The sequence below is a fragment of the Streptomyces sp. 5-10 genome (genome assembly GCF_014712245.1).
Taxonomy (GTDB): Bacteria; Actinomycetota; Actinomycetes; order Streptomycetales; family Streptomycetaceae; genus Streptomyces; species Streptomyces violaceusniger.
On the sequence record NZ_JACVYG010000022.1, the window covers coordinates 45,498 to 59,228 of the forward strand.

A 13,731-nucleotide genomic window follows, 5' to 3' on the forward strand; every position below is an offset into this window, starting at 1 on the left:
ATGTCCTGAAATCGTGTCGAAAGGAATTTTTTCGGCGAGTCCGACGCATGGAGCAAGTTCACACTTTTGTATGCTTTCTCCAGCGCGTCGTTCCCCCGTGTCGGACAGTCACTGTCCGTACGCTCACGAAAGGGGCTCCATATGCACACCATGGAGGTTCGCCCGCCGGTACCCAGCCGTTCCAGCAGCAGATGGCGTCGATACGGCCGACTCGCCGCCGCCAACTTCGTCCGGGGTGCCTCGTACGCGTGCGGCACCGCGGCCATCGGTCTGATGGCGTGGTGGGTGCAGACCCGCTGACCCACCACAGGCCGCCACCCCGTCCCGAGCCGGAGCCCCTGCCCCTGATCGTCCGCGGTCCGCCGCGACGGCCACTCACGGCCGTCGCGGCGGCCGGGCTACGCCTGAGGGTGCGGCTGTGAACGGAAGCGGGGGAAGTGCATCCCCCGGTGCTCGGCGCGCGGGGCGCGGGGTCCGCCGAGACTGGTGCGCAGCTGGATGCCGTGCATGATCTCGATGATGCCCAGCGCGAGCAGCCAGATACCGGCCACCACGGTGAGCGCCGTGATCGAGCCGAAGGGCGCCACGATCAGGATGATCCCGCCCAGGATGGTGAGCAGACCGAGGAACACCTGCCAGCCCCGGGCGGGCATGCCCTCACCGGAGACCGCCGTGGCCGTCTGCATCACGCCCCGGATCAGCCAGGCGAAGCCGATCCACAGCGCGAGCAGCAGGATCGACTGGGCCGGACCCCGGAAGCAGAGCAGTCCCAGCAGCACGCTCAGCGCGCCGGTGATGAAGCTCAGCACCCGCAGATTCCTCGGGACATGCGACCCGAAGGCCCCGGCCAGTTGGAAGATCCCGCTGATCAGCAGATACGCGCCGAACAGGGCGCCGATCACCACCAGGGAGGGCCCCGGCCACGCCAGCACCATGATACCGAGCGCGATCGCCACCAGACCCGCGGTCACCAGGACCTGCCAGGTGGTGTTGGACAGCACGTTCTGCATCGTGGCGTAGGGGGTGCCCGCATCGGAGGGCGGCCCTCCCGGCCGGCCGTAGGGTTCCTCTCTCGGCTGCCCGGCGCCATGCGGACTGTCGGAGGAGTAAGTCATGGTCGTCCACCTCCTCGGGGGAACAAGATGGCCGTAACCCACAGATCCATCGTCCCTCCGTGCCGGGTGCAGCGCCTCGCGGGCGGTGGACCCGCATGGCAAGGTGGGGGTGAGGCCGTGTCCTGGGCGCGTCATAGGGAGGCCCGCATGGACGACCGGGAGTTCTTCCAGACGGTGGCTGACCGCACCCAGCTGTCACGGCAGGAGGCGGCGGACGTCACCCGCGCCACGCTCGAGACCCTGGCGGCCCGCCTGAGTGCGGGCGAGGCCCGCGAGCTCGCCCAGGAGCTGCCCGGACACCTCCGGGAGTCCCTTCGGCGTGGGCCGGGGGAGATGGAGGTCTTCGACCCCGAGGAGTCGGTCCGCAGGGTGCACGAGCGCACCGGGCTGTCCGAGTCGGAGGCCGACCGGGGTGTCCGGGCGGTCCTCGCCACGCTCCGGGAGGCCGTCTCGGCCGAGGAGTACGGCCACGCCATGTCCCAGCTGGGCAGCGAGTTCGCGAGGATGGCGGAGTCCGTGCGCTGACCCGCCCACGGGCGCTCGGCTCATCCGGCCCGCCAGCCGCTCCACCGGCCGACGGTGATCTCCACGACCGGCCCGCGCGGCGGCCGGTCCCCGTACTGGGCCGGGTAGGTGTCCACGAGCAGCCGGACGTGGTCCGAGGACTTGGCCGACTCGTCCGCCGGTGGCAGGACGCGGGCCGTGCCGTCGGCACGCGCCCACCACAGGTGGTCCCAGTTCTCGTCGTAGTCGTCCACCAGGAGGCATACGGCGGGATGGGCGCGGATGTTGTCCAGGCGTTTCAGCCGTGTCGTCCGCTTCGGCTTGTGGTCGACGGCCGTCACCACGGTGTCGCCGGTCAGCGCGAAGACCACCGGCACCAGATGCGGGCGGTCATCGGCGCCGACGGTGGCCAGCCGGGCCAGCCTGGCCCGTACGAAGCGCTCGCGCGCCTGCGCGCTCGTCAGCTGCGGCATCGCGACCTCCGTCGGCTCACTGGAAGCGGGCGGCGATCCGGGCCATCGAGTCCAGCCGTGCGATCGTCTCCGCCTCCGGCATCGTCGGCAGGTAGAACAGCACCCGCTCCACACCGATGCGCTGATACCCCTCGGCCGCCTCGGCGTCCTCGGGCATCGCGTACAGCGTCACCGGCACATCGCGGCCGGCCACCTCGCGCATCCGCTCCATCTGCGGGCGCAGCTCCTCGGGGGATCCGCTGTTGGCCAGCCAGGCGTCGCCGACTGCGGCGATCCGGCGGAACGCGGCGTCGCCGCCACCCCCCACATAGATCGGCGGATGCGGCCGCTGGACCGGCTTGGGCCACTGGAAGACGGGGTCGAAGTTCACGAACTCCCCGTGGAACTCGGCCTTCTCCTTCGTCCACAGTTCGCGGATGGCCCGCAGCCGCTCGTCCATCAGCCGGCCCCGGGTGGACGGATCGGTCCCGTGGTTCTCCATCTCCTCACGGTTCCAGCCGGCGCCGACCCCGAAGACGGCCCGTCCGTCCGAGATCAGGTCGAGGGAGGCCACTTCGTTGGCGGTGGTGATCGGGTCCCGCTGCACCACCAGGGCGATACCGGTCCCCAGCAGCAGACGCCGGGTGACCGTGGCGACCGCGGCCAGCGTCACGAACGGGTCGAGGGTGCGGTAGTAGACCTCCGGCAGGTCCCCGCCCCCCGGATAGGGGGTACGGCGATCCACCGGGATATGGCTGTGCTCCGCGATGAAGAGCGCGTCGAAACCGCGCTCCTCGAGGGCCCGCCCCAAGGGGGCGGGCCGAATGCCCTGGTCGGTGACGAACGTGGATACGCCGAACTTCACTGCGGCTCCCTGGGACGGTGCGTGGAGGATCTACGGGAACCACATGGGTACCCGGCCGCGCGGGAACCACAACGCTGCGCACGAGTGACACGTACGGACGCGGGCGGACGCGGGCGGACGCGGACGGACCGGGCGGACCGGGCGGCACGAGCCCTACGACCGGGGCCCGCCCGGACCGAGCAGGACCCCGCGCCCCGCGTAGAACCGCCCGAGGTCGCCCCAGGGGACCTCGGCGAAGCGCTGGGAGCCGTCCGGGAAGCCCGACGGGTTGTGCACGAGGAGATGGTCCGGGGTGGCCCCGACGGCCAGCACCAGATGGCCGCCCCGGTGCGGCGGCCGCGGGTCCAGGGTGCGCAGGGAGGGGTGGACGGAGAGCATCGCGAGCCGCCCGGCCGCGAGGTGTCCCGGCAGCTCCTCGGCCGGCAGCCGCGGCCGGGACTCGGCGAACAGCTCCCAGCGCCGCCGCGCGTAGTCGGCGAACGGGGCGTAGATGAGCCCGTCCACCCGGTCCTGGTGGCGCACATACGCCCCCGCCTCGACACACTCCTCGGCGAGTGTCACCGCGGGCGGCGCGGTGCCGTGCCAGTGGTCCAGTGCCATGCGCAGACACGCCATCCCGCACAGCCGCCATGACCAGAACGCGTACTCCTCCGGGCTCGCGGCCCCGGACTTCTGCCACAGCGGATCGTCGGCCGCCGACAGCGTGCCCGCGATGATGCCGGGCACCAGGCCGGGCGACTCCCACTGGGCGTAGTAGGGCACGGGGTGGATGAGGGAAACCGGGGTCTCGGGCATGTGCCCCAGTCTTCCCGAACTCCGCCCGCCGCGCCCCGGCCCCCGCTCAGCCACCCGTGGCGAAGCGCCGCTCAGCCACCGGTGGCGAAGCCCGGGAAGAGGGTCATGCCACCGTCGACGTAGAGCGTGGTGCCCACCACGTAGTCGCACAGGTCGGAGGCCAGGACGACGGCGGCGTTGGCGATGTCCAGGGGGTCGCCGACGCGGCCGTACGGGATGAGCTCCAGGAGGGAGTCGCGCGCCTCGGGGGTCTGCCAGGCGCCGCGGTTGATCGGGGTCTTGATGGCGCCCGGCGCGATCGCGTTCACCCGGATCTTGTGGGGTGCGAACTCCTGGGCCAGGGTCTGGGTCAGCATCGCCACGCCGCCCTTGGACGACGCGTAGTTCACATGGCCGGCCCAGGGGATGGTCTGGTGCACCGAGCTCATGCAGATGACCTTCCCGGCCGCTCGCGACACCTCCGGGACCACACCGCGCCGCAGGAACTCCTTGATGGCCTCCCGGGCGCACAGGAACTGGCCGGTGAGGTTGACGGAGATGACCTTCTGCCACTGCTCGAGCGTCATCTCGGTCGTGGGCGCGTCCCGCTGGAGCCCCGCGTTGGCGACGAGGATGTCGATGGTGCCCAGGCGGTCGACCATGGTGGACACCATGTCGACGACCTGGTCCTCCTGGGACACATCCGTCTGATGGGCGTAGGCGCGCACACCGTGGCCCTGGAGCTGGGCGACGACGGCCTCGGCGGCCGGCCGGTCGCTGGCGTAGTTGACCACCACATCGGCGCCGGACCGGCCCAGCGCGATCGCGGTGGCCTTTCCGATCCCCGAGTTCGCCCCGGTCACCAGCGCCTTCTGCCCCTTGAGGAGTTCCGGGACGTGCACCGGAGGGGGACGATCGGGATTGCTGTTCACTGGCTCGGTCTCCTTCGTCGGTCCGTCACCCGCCGCCCCGACCCTCGCAGCCCGCCGGGGGAGCCGTAGCCCCCCACGGCGCCACGGTCACCCGCTAAGGCGATGCACATCGTTCCAGCGGCGCAACGTGGCGACCGGCTCAGTTGGCCTCGGCCAGCGCCTGCGCGCGCAGGGTGGAGCAGGTGCGGTTGATGAGCCGTGAGACGTGCATCTGGGAGATGCCCAGCTGCTCGGCGATCCGGCTCTGTGTCATATCGCAGAAGAAGCGCAGGTAAAGGATCTGCCGCTCCCGGTCGGGGAGCCGGCTGAGACCGGGGCGCACGGCCTCGCGGTCCACCACCCGATCGTACGCGGGCTCCTGGGCGCCGAGCGTGTCGGCCAGCGAGTAGCCGTCGTCGGCGCCGGTCAGCTGGGCGTCCAGGGAGAGCGGGGTGAAGCCGCCCATGGCCTCCATGCCCGCGCGCACCTCCTTCTCGGTCAGCCCGGTGCGCTCGGCGATCTCCTGGGCCCGCGGCGGCCGGTCGTCCACCGAGTGGGACAGCTCGCGGTGGGCGGCCCGCACCCGGTTGCGCAGCTCCTGGACCCGGCGGGGGACGTGCAGCACCCACAGGTGGTCCCGGAAGTGGCGCTTGATCTCGCCGACGATGGTGGGCACCGCGAACCCGGCGAAGGCGGTGCCGTGTTCCGGGTCGTACCGCTTGACGGCCTTCACCAGGCCGAGCGCGGCCACCTGCTGGAGGTCCTCGATGGATTCGCCGCGGTTGCGGTACTGCCGGGCCAGCCGCCCGGCCATCGGCATCCACGCCTCCACCACCCGGCGGCGCAGCGCCTCCTTCTCCGGCCCGTCGGGGAGCCGGGCCATTTCCGCGAACTCGGCGCTGGTGTCCGGCGCGTCGTCGTGCGGGTGCTTCGTGGGGCCGGTCTGGGGCCGTGTCATGTCCTGCGTCGCGGTCGTCATGGAACACACCTCCTGCGATGGGCTGACGGGTCACCTGGGACCGGGGTGCATCGCGGGAGGTTCACGGGGACGTCCGGACCGGCGCGCCGCCGCGGTCTGGAGCGTTGCAGACTGCTCCCGCGGTGCGTGCCTACGGTCCGAAGCACGAATATCCGCCTGCCCTGGGCCTCCAGGGGCAAACAAAGTTCTTCCCGTGCGAGGCCGGTCGCGTCAGGGACGCAGTGTGATCTTTCCGAACACGGGAGTTGATTCGAGACGCTCGTGCGCACGGTGAGCTTCGGCGAGAGGGACCTGTTCATCGATGACCGCCCGCAGGTCACCTCGGGCCGCCTGACCGAAGAGCTCGGCCGCTGCCGCCCCGACCGTGTCAGCGTCGACGGAGTTGAGACTGAAGGCGAAGAGCGTCGGCGAGTTGTGGTAAGTGGTCATGATGCTGCCGAAGGCGTCTGGCGCCGGTACCCCTCCTGCGGCTCCGAACAGCAAGTACCGACCGTTGGGCCGCAACATCTCGATGTAGCGGCCGAGATCCGCCCCGGCAACCGGGTCGACGATGATGTCGTAGGTGTTCCCGCTGCCGTCCTGGCCCGCCGTGCGGTCCTGGACATGCGCGACGCCGAGGTCCCGGAGGCGATCGCTACGCTCGGGCGAGGAGGTGATCGCGGTCACCTCGCACCCGGACAAGGCAGCCAGTTGCACAGCCATCAGCCCGATACCTCCGCCGGCGCCCCTGACCAGCACCCGCTCGCCCTTCTTGATGTTCGCCCGCTCCAGGCCCAGGCTCGCGACCAGCGCGTTCACGCCGAGCGCGACCGCGTGTGCGGCGCTGACGCCCTCCGGTAGGCGCACGATGTCGCGGACGCCCGCGACGACCGATTCGGCGTAGGCCCCGCGTCCGGTCAGCGCGAAGACCCGCTGACCGACCCAGTGCCCGTCCACTCCCTCACCGACGGCAGCGACGGTGCCGGCCGCCTCCACGCCGGGGATGAAGCCGGGCTCGGAGAGCGGCTGGTAGTCGCCCTTGCGCGCCATGACGTCGACGTAGCCGACCCCGGCGGCTTCCACCTGGATCAGGACCTGGCCCGGCGCGGGCCGGGGCTCGGCCCGGTCGATGACCCGCAGCACATCGGAGTCTCCGAACGACGGCACGATGACGGCCTTCATGGCAACACCCCTCGCAAGAAACGCCATTGAGTGGCACAAGCCTATCAGTGGCAGGTTTTACGGTGGGGCCGCGGCTGGCCGAGGGCGGTCTCAGCCCAGCAGTGCGGCCACCGTCATCAGCACCGCCGGCGCGAGCAGGGTGGACAGCAGGATCGACTCACGGGCCAGGACGGTGGCGGTCTGGTACCGGGAGGCGTAGGTGAACAGGTTCTGGGCCGCCGGTAGCGCGGAGGTGACGACGGCGGCGAACAGCGCCGGGCCGCTCAGTCGGAACACACCCGCCGCGATGGCCCACGCCACCACCGGCTGGGCGAAGGACTTCAGCGCCACCGACAGCAGCACCGGCCCGCGCTCCTCGCCGCGCCCGGGAAGCTGACTGCCCGGCAGCGAGATCCCGAAGGCCAGCAGTACGGCGGGCACGGCCATGCCACCCAGCAGCGAGAGGGGTTCCAGGACGGGCCCGGGAACCCGCCAGCCCGTGGCGGACACCAGGACACCGGACAGCGAGCCGATCACGATGGGGTTCCGGAACGGGCTGGTCAGCCTGCGGATCAGCGAGGGGCGCGCATCGGGGCGGGAGAGGTCGATGACCGTCAGGGCGATCGGGGTCATGACGAGCTGCTGGAAGAGCAGCACCGGGGCGATCAGACTCGCGTCGCCCAGGACGTACATGGCGATGGGGATGCCGAGGTTGCCCGCGTTCACATAACTCGCGCACAGCGCGCCGATCGTCGTCCGGCCGACACTCCACCGCCGTACCGCGCCGACGGCCACGAACGTACCCGCGACCACGAAGGTGCTCAGCGCCGTCACCAGCAGCGGAGTGGAGACGACGACGGAGAGGTCGGCCTTGGAGAGCGTGGTGAACAGCAGCGCGGGCGAGGCCACATCGAAGGAGAGCTTGGTGAGCACATCGCGGCCGTGGACGCCCAAGGAACCGCGGCGCCCGATGACATAGCCGGTGACGATGATGGTCGCGATGACACCGAAGCCGGTGATCACACCGCCCACTGCGCCCCCGCCCCACCGTTGCCGATGTGGCCCGCGCGGGGTGCCGCGGGGTCTCGTCCGCTCGTCGTGGTGGTCGAGGGCCAGGGCGCGGCGGTCATCAAGGGCGTCTTCCGGGGTGCGTAGGGTCAGCATGCACCCTACAAGTAATTCGGTCGCCGCGCTGTGATGTCGCTGACGAGCGGGGGTGTCCGGGCTCAGGTGATGGTGAGGGTGCGGCCCCGCTTCGCCAGGGAGCTGTTGCCCGCGAAGACCCGGATCTCGCCCTTCTGCAACAGGAACCGGCCGTGCGGATCCTGGGTCCAGAAGCCCAGCTCCTCGGCGCTCAGCCGGAACCGGACCGTGGTGGCCTTCCCGGGGCCGAGGCTGACCCGGCGGAAGCCACTGAGCCTGCGTACCGGTTGCACGATGCTCGCCACCGGATCGCGGATGTACAGCTGCACCACCTCATCGCCCTCGCGGCGCCCGGTGTTGCGCACCGCCACCGCGACCTCGACGGTGTCGCCCTTGCGCAGCGCCTCGGCCCGGATGCGGCTGACGCTGAGCCGGGGTTCGCCGATGTCGAAGGTGGTGTAGCTGAGGCCGTGGCCGAAGGGGAACCGCGGTCCATGGGCCAGGTCGAGGTACTTGGAGGTGTAGTGGTTGGCCCGGTCGTAAGGGCGCCCGGTGTTCTCGTGGTTGTAGTAGATGGGGATCTGGCCGACCGTGCGCGGGAAGGTCACGGGCAGCTTGCCACCGGGGTTCACGGCGCCGAAGAGCACATCCGCGATGGCGTTGCCGCCCTCGATCCCCGGATGCCACGCCTGCAGCACGGCGGGTGTGCGGTCCAGCCAGCCCTCCATCGTCAGCGGACGTCCGCTGAGCAGCACCACCACGAACGGCGCGCCGGTGTCCGCGATCGCCGAGATCAGCCGCTCCTGCCGGCCGGGCAGGCCGAGGTCGCTGCGCACGGACGCCTCCCCGCTGAGCGTCGCCGCCTCCCCGACCACCACCACGGTCACATCGGTCGCCCTGGCCGCCGAGGCCGCCCGTGCGATGCCCCGGGTGTTCCGGCCGGACGCGTCCACGCCCTCGACATGGCTGATCCGGGCCTTCGGCGCCGCGTCCCTGACCGCGTCCAGCACGGTGACCGGGCGGAACTTCTCGGCCCAGGGACCGGCCCAGGAGCCGCGCAGATCCGTGGAGTCGGCGAAGGGGCCGACGACCGCGATGGAGCCCGATCTGTCCAGCGGGAGCGTGGACTTCTCGTTCTTGAGCAGCACCATGGTGCGTCCGGCCGCCTCGCGGGCCGCCGCCCGGGACGCCTTCGTGGGCCCCGGGATCGCCGCGTCCTCGTCCGCGTAGGGGCGCTCGAAGAGCCCGAGCCGGAACTTCAGCCGCAGGATGCGGGCCACCGCGTCGTCCAGCCGCTCGGTGGTGATCTCACCGCTGCGCAGCAGCCGCTTGCCGTACTCGTTGATGGTGGTGCTGGCCATCTCCATGTCGATCCCGGCGTCGAAGGCCAGCCGGGCCGCGTCGGAGCGGTCGGCGGCATAGCCGTGGACGATCATTTCCTGAACGCCGTTGTAGTCGCTGACGACGAAGCCGCCGAAGTCCCACTCCTCCTTGAGGATCTCGGTCAGCGCGTGCCGGTAGCCGTGCGCGGGGACCCCGCTGACGGTGTTGAAGCTCGCCATGACCGTGGCCACCCCGGCGTCCAGGGCCGCCCGGAACGGGGGCAGGTAGAAGTTGCGCAGCCGGGTCTCGGAGACGTCCACCGTGTTGTAGTCGCGGCCGCCCTCGACGCCCCCGTAGGCGATCATGTGCTTGGCGCAGGCCGCGAGGTGGTGCCGGGAGCGCAGGTCGTCGCCCTGGTAGGCGCGGGTCTTGGCGGCCGCGAGCCGGGCCGCCAGATACGGGTCCTCGCCGTCGCCCTCGGCGATCCGCCCCCAGCGCGGTTCATGGGTGACGTCCATCATCGGCGAGAACGCCCAGTGCACCCCGTTGGAGCGGGCCTCCCGCGCCGACACCTCCGCGTCCCGCTCCGCCACCGCGGGGTCGAAGGCGGCGGCCTGGGCGAGGGGGATGGGAAAGGTGGTCCACATGCCATGGATCACATCGAGCCCGAAGACCAGCGGAATGCCCAGCCGGGACTCCTCGACGGCCATCCGCTGGAGCGTGTTGGTGGTGCGGGCCCCGTAGATGTTGAGCACGGAGCCGAGCCTGCCCCCGCGGGCCGCCTTCTCCGCGGCGGCGGTCTGCCCGCCACCGGGCCCGGTGGCGCCGGTCCAGGCGAGCTGCTGGAGCTGGCCGAGCTTCTCGTCGATGGACATCCGCGCCATCAGGGCCCGGATCCTGGTCTCGTACGGACCGGGCTCCCGCCCCGGCCGGGCCTGACCGGCGGAGGGGGCCGGCGGGGCCTGGGCACGGGCGGCCGCGGCCTTGCCCGCGATGGCCGTCCCCCCGGCCGCGGCGAGCACCGTACGTCTGCGCACATCGTTCATGGTCTTCGTCCTGGTCTTCGGCGATCGGTTCTCCCCGAGCCCGGTTCCTCAAGACCACGCAGGTGGCGACCCCGCGCGGGATGTGGGCCGCCACCTGGGTCTTCTGCCAACGTACGACAGGATCGGCGTCCCGGCCCCCGGTACGTCCTGGGCCGCGTGTGCTCATCGTGTGCGGACCGCCGCGCTCCGCGGTCGGCGCGGTCGGCCACGGGTGAACCGGCCCCTGTCAGGACCGGCGCTCGTCCATGCCCGCCATCAGGGCCTGGTGGCTCATCCGCACATGCTCCCGCATCACCCGCTCCGCGCCGTCGCCGTCCTTGGCCTGGATCAGATTGAGGACGCGGTGGTGCTCGTCGTCGGACTCGTCCAGCCGGCCGGGCCGGGACAGCGAGGTGCGCACCAGCCGGGCGTAGGCCAGCTGGTTCATCAGGGTGCGGTAGTGCGCCTCCAGCTTGCCGTTGTCCGCGCCCACCACGATCAGATCGTGGAACTCGTGGACCAGTGCCGCGTATTGCTCGGTGTCGCCGTCCCGGACGGCCGCGTCGGCCGCCTTCATATTGGCCTCCAGCCGCTCCACTTCCGGTACGTTCCCGCGGAAGGCGAGCAGCCGGGCGGCGGCGCCCTCCAGCAGCTCCTTCATCTGGAACAGCTCGGTGAGCTCGCGCCGGGACGGTACGGCGACGAACGTTCCGACCCGTGGCCGCACCTCGACCAAGCCCTCGATCTGGAGCTGTTTGAGGGCCTCGCGAATGGGCGTCCGGCTGACGCCGAAGGTCTCGGACAGCGCCATCTCGGAGAGGCTGGAGCGGGGCGGCAGTTCACCACTGATGATCATCTGCCGCAGCTCTTCGGCGACCCTCGCCTGCATGCTGGTCTGCTGAAGCCGCTTCCCTGTGGGTCGTTGCATGGCACGTGACCCTAGGTGTGGCCGTCGCTTCCCGTCAACTGTGGGAACGCAGGTGTGTTGTGCCATACAACAACCCTTCCTCGGTCCAGGGGCCGGGGGCCGCGGAACCTCAGGACCTCAGGACCTCGGGGCTCAGGACCTCAGAGCTTCAGGACCTCAGGATGAAGGGATCCCCGGCGGGCTCCTCGCTGGTGTTGATCCAGACGCTCTTCAGCCGGGTGTACTCCCGGATCACCTCCGTGCCGTGCTCGGTCCCCATCCCGCTGGTCTTGAACCCGGCCCGGGGCGACATCGGCGACATCGAGCGATAGGTATTGGCCCACACCGTCCCGGCCTCCAGCCGCGCGGCCATCCGGTGCACCCGGTTCACATCCCGGGTCCACACGCCCGCCGCCAGGCCGTACGCGGAGTCGTTGGCGATCGCCAGGGCCTCCTCCTCGGAGCCGAAGGGCATGACGGTCGCGACCGGCCCGAAGATCTCCTCCTGGCAGATCCGCATCCCGTTGTCGGTGCCGGTGAAGACGGTGGGGGAGTAGAAGTACCCGTCGAGACCGGTCTCCGGCCGCCTGCCGCCGCAGACCACCTTTCCGCCCTCGGCCTGCCCCAGCTCGACGTACGACTCGACCTTCTCCAGCTGCTCGGCGAGGGCGAGCGGGCCGAGCTCGGTGGTCTCCGCCAGCGGATCGCCGATGCGGATCGTGGCCGCCCGCGCCGTCACCCGCTCCAGGACCTCGTCGTACACCTCCCGGTGCACCAGCACCCGGCTGCCCGCCACACAGGTCTGACCCGCGGCGGCGAAGATGCCCGCGATCACGCCCATGGCGGCCGAGCCCAGATCCGCGTCCGGGAAGATGATGTTGGGCGACTTCCCGCCCAGCTCCAGGGTGCAGCCGATCAGCCGGTCGGCGCAGGTGCGGGCGATCCGGCGGCCGGTCCCGCTGGAGCCGGTGAAGGTCACCTTGGACACGCCGTCGTGCTCGGTCAGCGGCCCGCCCGCCTCCGGGCCGTACCCGGTGACCACATTGACCACCCCCGGAGGGAACCCCGCCTCCTCGAAGAGCGGTGCGAGCGCCAGCAGCGAGGCCGAGGTGTGCTCCGAGGGCTTGACCACCACCGTGTTCCCCGCGGCCAGGGCCGGGGCCAGCTTGGTGGTGGTGAGCAGCAGCGGGGAGTTCCAGGGGGTGATGGCGCCGACCACGCCCACCGGTTCGCGCAGGGTGTAGTTGAGCAGCTCGCGGCTCGCCCCGGGGATCACCTCGCCCTGGATCTTGTCGGCGAGCCCCGCGTAGTAGTGGAAGTACTCGGGCAGCCCGGCCAGTTGGGCCCGCATCTCGCGCAGCAGCTTGCCGTTGTCGAGGGTCTCGGTACGGGCCAGCCGCTCCGCGTGGTCACCGATCAGATCGCCCAGGTTCCGCAGCAGCCGACCGCGCCGGGTCTGGCTCAGATCGCGCCAGCGCGGATCCTCGAAGGCGGTGCGGGCGGCGCCCACCGCACGGGCCACATCGGCGGCGGTGCCGCGCGCCGCCTCGTACCAGGGCTCGGCGGTGGCCGGGTTGACGCTCGCGAAGTAGCCGCCTTCGGCGGGGGCGGTCCACTCGCCCGCGATGTAGTGGTCATGGCGCGGCAGGGGGTTCATGAGCGGTGGGACTCCTGTCCGGTGGGGGCTCCGGGGTGGGTTCCGGTACGACTTCCGTGGATTCCGTTGTGACTTCCGTGGGTTCCGTTGCGGTTTCCGTGGCTTCCGTTGTGGCTTCCGGTGTGGGTGAGAATCACGTCGGCGAGTTCCCCGGGGCATTCCAGCGGCAGCAGATGGCGGGCGCCGGGCACGATCACCGCCCGGGCGCCGGGGATCCGCTCGGCCAGCCGGTGCGACATGGCCGGTGTCGAGCCGGGGTCCCGCTCACCGGTCACCGCCACGGTGGGCGCGGCGATCCGGGGCAGCCACCGCCACAGCGCGGTGTCGGCGGTCGCGAAGACGCGGTAACACGCGAGGTAGGAGGCCCGGTCGTTGGCCAGCAGCGTATCGAGCACCCGCCGCGCCAGCTCCGGGTCCTGGGCCCGCCAGGCGGGCGAGAACCAGCGGTCGACCGCCGCCCACGCGGACGCCCCGAAGTCCTGGGCGGCCAGCTCCTGGCGTCGGGCCACCGCGGCGCGCTCCTCCTCCGACCGGCCCGCGACCGAGCTGACCAGGGTGAGCGAGGCGGTGAGCTCCGGCCGGTCAAGACCCAGCCGCTGGGCGACCAGGGCGCCGAGCGAGAAGCCCACCACATGCGTGGGGCCGCTCAGCAGCGCCCCGACGTCGGCGGCCAGCTCGGCGAGCGACACCCCGGCCGCCGCGGCCGGGGAGGCGCCGTGGCCGCGCAGATCGACCAGCGTCACCCGGTGCCGGGCCGCGAGGGCCGGCAGACACCGGTCCCACATACGGCGGTCGAGGCCGACGCCGTGCAGCAGCACCAGCTCCGGGCCGTCGCCGTGCGCTTCGTGGCTCAGCGCCACCGGGGCACCGGCCCGGGAGGCCGGGACGCGCGCCCCCGTAGCCGCGTCGGACCCGCCCATCTCACTCACCGTGCGC

The 13,731-nt window shown here is 71.5% G+C and carries 14 protein-coding genes; 2 read left to right on the forward strand and 12 right to left on the reverse strand.

What is annotated here, in order from left to right; all coding sequences use genetic code 11:
* The first annotated feature begins 141 nt into the window (after positions 1 to 141).
* Positions 142 to 300, forward strand: coding sequence for a hypothetical protein (locus IEJ02_RS23690; RefSeq protein ID WP_164502469.1), 159 nt, complete (start codon positions 142 to 144; stop codon positions 298 to 300).
* 98 nt (positions 301 to 398) lie between these two features.
* On the opposite strand, the gene IEJ02_RS23695 is transcribed toward IEJ02_RS23690, so the two are convergent.
* Positions 399 to 1,115, reverse strand: a complete 717-nt coding sequence (locus IEJ02_RS23695) for an HdeD family acid-resistance protein (protein WP_191066705.1) — start codon at positions 1,113 to 1,115, stop codon at positions 399 to 401.
* Between the two features lie 147 nt (positions 1,116 to 1,262).
* Between IEJ02_RS23695 and IEJ02_RS23700 the strand changes: the two genes are divergently transcribed.
* A complete protein-coding gene (locus IEJ02_RS23700; protein ID WP_191066706.1) occupies positions 1,263 to 1,640 on the forward strand; it encodes a DUF2267 domain-containing protein in 378 nt (125 codons plus the stop codon).
* Between the two features lie 20 nt (positions 1,641 to 1,660).
* Here the strand turns inward: IEJ02_RS23700 and IEJ02_RS23705 are convergent, their stop codons facing one another.
* The 11 genes from IEJ02_RS23705 to IEJ02_RS23755 all read right to left on the reverse strand — a co-directional run bounded on the left by IEJ02_RS23705 (position 1,661) and on the right by IEJ02_RS23755 (position 13,715).
* On the reverse strand, positions 1,661 to 2,092 hold the full coding sequence (locus IEJ02_RS23705; protein ID WP_191066707.1) for a TIGR03668 family PPOX class F420-dependent oxidoreductase: 432 nt from the start codon (positions 2,090 to 2,092) through the stop codon (positions 1,661 to 1,663).
* A 16-nt stretch (positions 2,093 to 2,108) separates the two neighbouring features.
* On the reverse strand, positions 2,109 to 2,936 hold the full coding sequence (locus IEJ02_RS23710; RefSeq protein ID WP_191066708.1) for an LLM class F420-dependent oxidoreductase: 828 nt from the start codon (positions 2,934 to 2,936) through the stop codon (positions 2,109 to 2,111).
* 153 nt (positions 2,937 to 3,089) lie between these two features.
* Complete coding sequence (locus IEJ02_RS23715) at positions 3,090 to 3,731, reverse strand: cysteine peptidase family C39 domain-containing protein (protein WP_191066709.1); 642 nt, start codon at positions 3,729 to 3,731, stop codon at positions 3,090 to 3,092.
* A 71-nt stretch (positions 3,732 to 3,802) separates the two neighbouring features.
* Positions 3,803 to 4,642 (reverse strand): SDR family oxidoreductase, encoded by an 840-nt coding sequence (locus tag IEJ02_RS23720; RefSeq protein WP_191066710.1) that lies wholly within the window; start codon positions 4,640 to 4,642, stop codon positions 3,803 to 3,805.
* A 139-nt stretch (positions 4,643 to 4,781) separates the two neighbouring features.
* Positions 4,782 to 5,600, reverse strand: a complete 819-nt coding sequence (locus tag IEJ02_RS23725) for a SigB/SigF/SigG family RNA polymerase sigma factor (RefSeq protein WP_137981493.1) — start codon at positions 5,598 to 5,600, stop codon at positions 4,782 to 4,784.
* Positions 5,601 to 5,810: 210 nt separating this feature from the next.
* The gene (locus IEJ02_RS23730; RefSeq protein ID WP_317985890.1) at positions 5,811 to 6,722 is read right to left on the reverse strand and encodes a quinone oxidoreductase family protein; all 912 of its coding nucleotides are present in this window, start codon (positions 6,720 to 6,722) and stop codon (positions 5,811 to 5,813) included.
* 129 nt (positions 6,723 to 6,851) lie between these two features.
* The gene (locus tag IEJ02_RS23735) at positions 6,852 to 7,772 is read right to left on the reverse strand and encodes an AEC family transporter (RefSeq protein ID WP_191066769.1); all 921 of its coding nucleotides are present in this window, start codon (positions 7,770 to 7,772) and stop codon (positions 6,852 to 6,854) included.
* A gap of 194 nt (positions 7,773 to 7,966) precedes the next feature.
* Positions 7,967 to 10,252, reverse strand: a complete 2,286-nt coding sequence (gene bglX / locus IEJ02_RS23740) for a beta-glucosidase BglX (protein WP_191066712.1) — start codon at positions 10,250 to 10,252, stop codon at positions 7,967 to 7,969.
* Between the two features lie 226 nt (positions 10,253 to 10,478).
* Entirely contained in the window at positions 10,479 to 11,159 is a 681-nt protein-coding gene (locus IEJ02_RS23745) for a GntR family transcriptional regulator (RefSeq protein WP_137981495.1), read from the reverse strand.
* A 148-nt stretch (positions 11,160 to 11,307) separates the two neighbouring features.
* The gene (locus IEJ02_RS23750; protein WP_191066713.1) at positions 11,308 to 12,795 is read right to left on the reverse strand and encodes an aldehyde dehydrogenase; all 1,488 of its coding nucleotides are present in this window, start codon (positions 12,793 to 12,795) and stop codon (positions 11,308 to 11,310) included.
* On the reverse strand, positions 12,792 to 13,715 hold the full coding sequence (locus IEJ02_RS23755) for an alpha/beta fold hydrolase (protein WP_191066714.1): 924 nt from the start codon (positions 13,713 to 13,715) through the stop codon (positions 12,792 to 12,794). The genes IEJ02_RS23750 and IEJ02_RS23755 overlap by 4 nt, the downstream gene beginning before the upstream one ends.
* Positions 13,716 to 13,731 lie beyond the last annotated feature (16 nt).

Coding starts and splice junctions, on each gene's coding strand:
- IEJ02_RS23690 (WP_164502469.1), top strand. CDS start 142: ATGCACACCATGGAGGTTCGCCCGCCGGTACCCAGCCGTTCCAGCAGC.
- IEJ02_RS23695 (WP_191066705.1), bottom strand. CDS start 1,115: ATGACTTACTCCTCCGACAGTCCGCATGGCGCCGGGCAGCCGAGAGAG.
- IEJ02_RS23700 (WP_191066706.1), top strand. CDS start 1,263: ATGGACGACCGGGAGTTCTTCCAGACGGTGGCTGACCGCACCCAGCTG.
- IEJ02_RS23705 (WP_191066707.1), bottom strand. CDS start 2,092: ATGCCGCAGCTGACGAGCGCGCAGGCGCGCGAGCGCTTCGTACGGGCC.
- IEJ02_RS23715 (WP_191066709.1), bottom strand. CDS start 3,731: ATGCCCGAGACCCCGGTTTCCCTCATCCACCCCGTGCCCTACTACGCC.
- IEJ02_RS23725 (WP_137981493.1), bottom strand. CDS start 5,600: ATGACGACCGCGACGCAGGACATGACACGGCCCCAGACCGGCCCCACG.
- bglX (WP_191066712.1), bottom strand. CDS start 10,252: ATGAACGATGTGCGCAGACGTACGGTGCTCGCCGCGGCCGGGGGGACG.
- IEJ02_RS23745 (WP_137981495.1), bottom strand. CDS start 11,159: ATGCAACGACCCACAGGGAAGCGGCTTCAGCAGACCAGCATGCAGGCG.
- IEJ02_RS23750 (WP_191066713.1), bottom strand. CDS start 12,795: ATGAACCCCCTGCCGCGCCATGACCACTACATCGCGGGCGAGTGGACC.
- IEJ02_RS23755 (WP_191066714.1), bottom strand. CDS start 13,715: ATGGGCGGGTCCGACGCGGCTACGGGGGCGCGCGTCCCGGCCTCCCGG.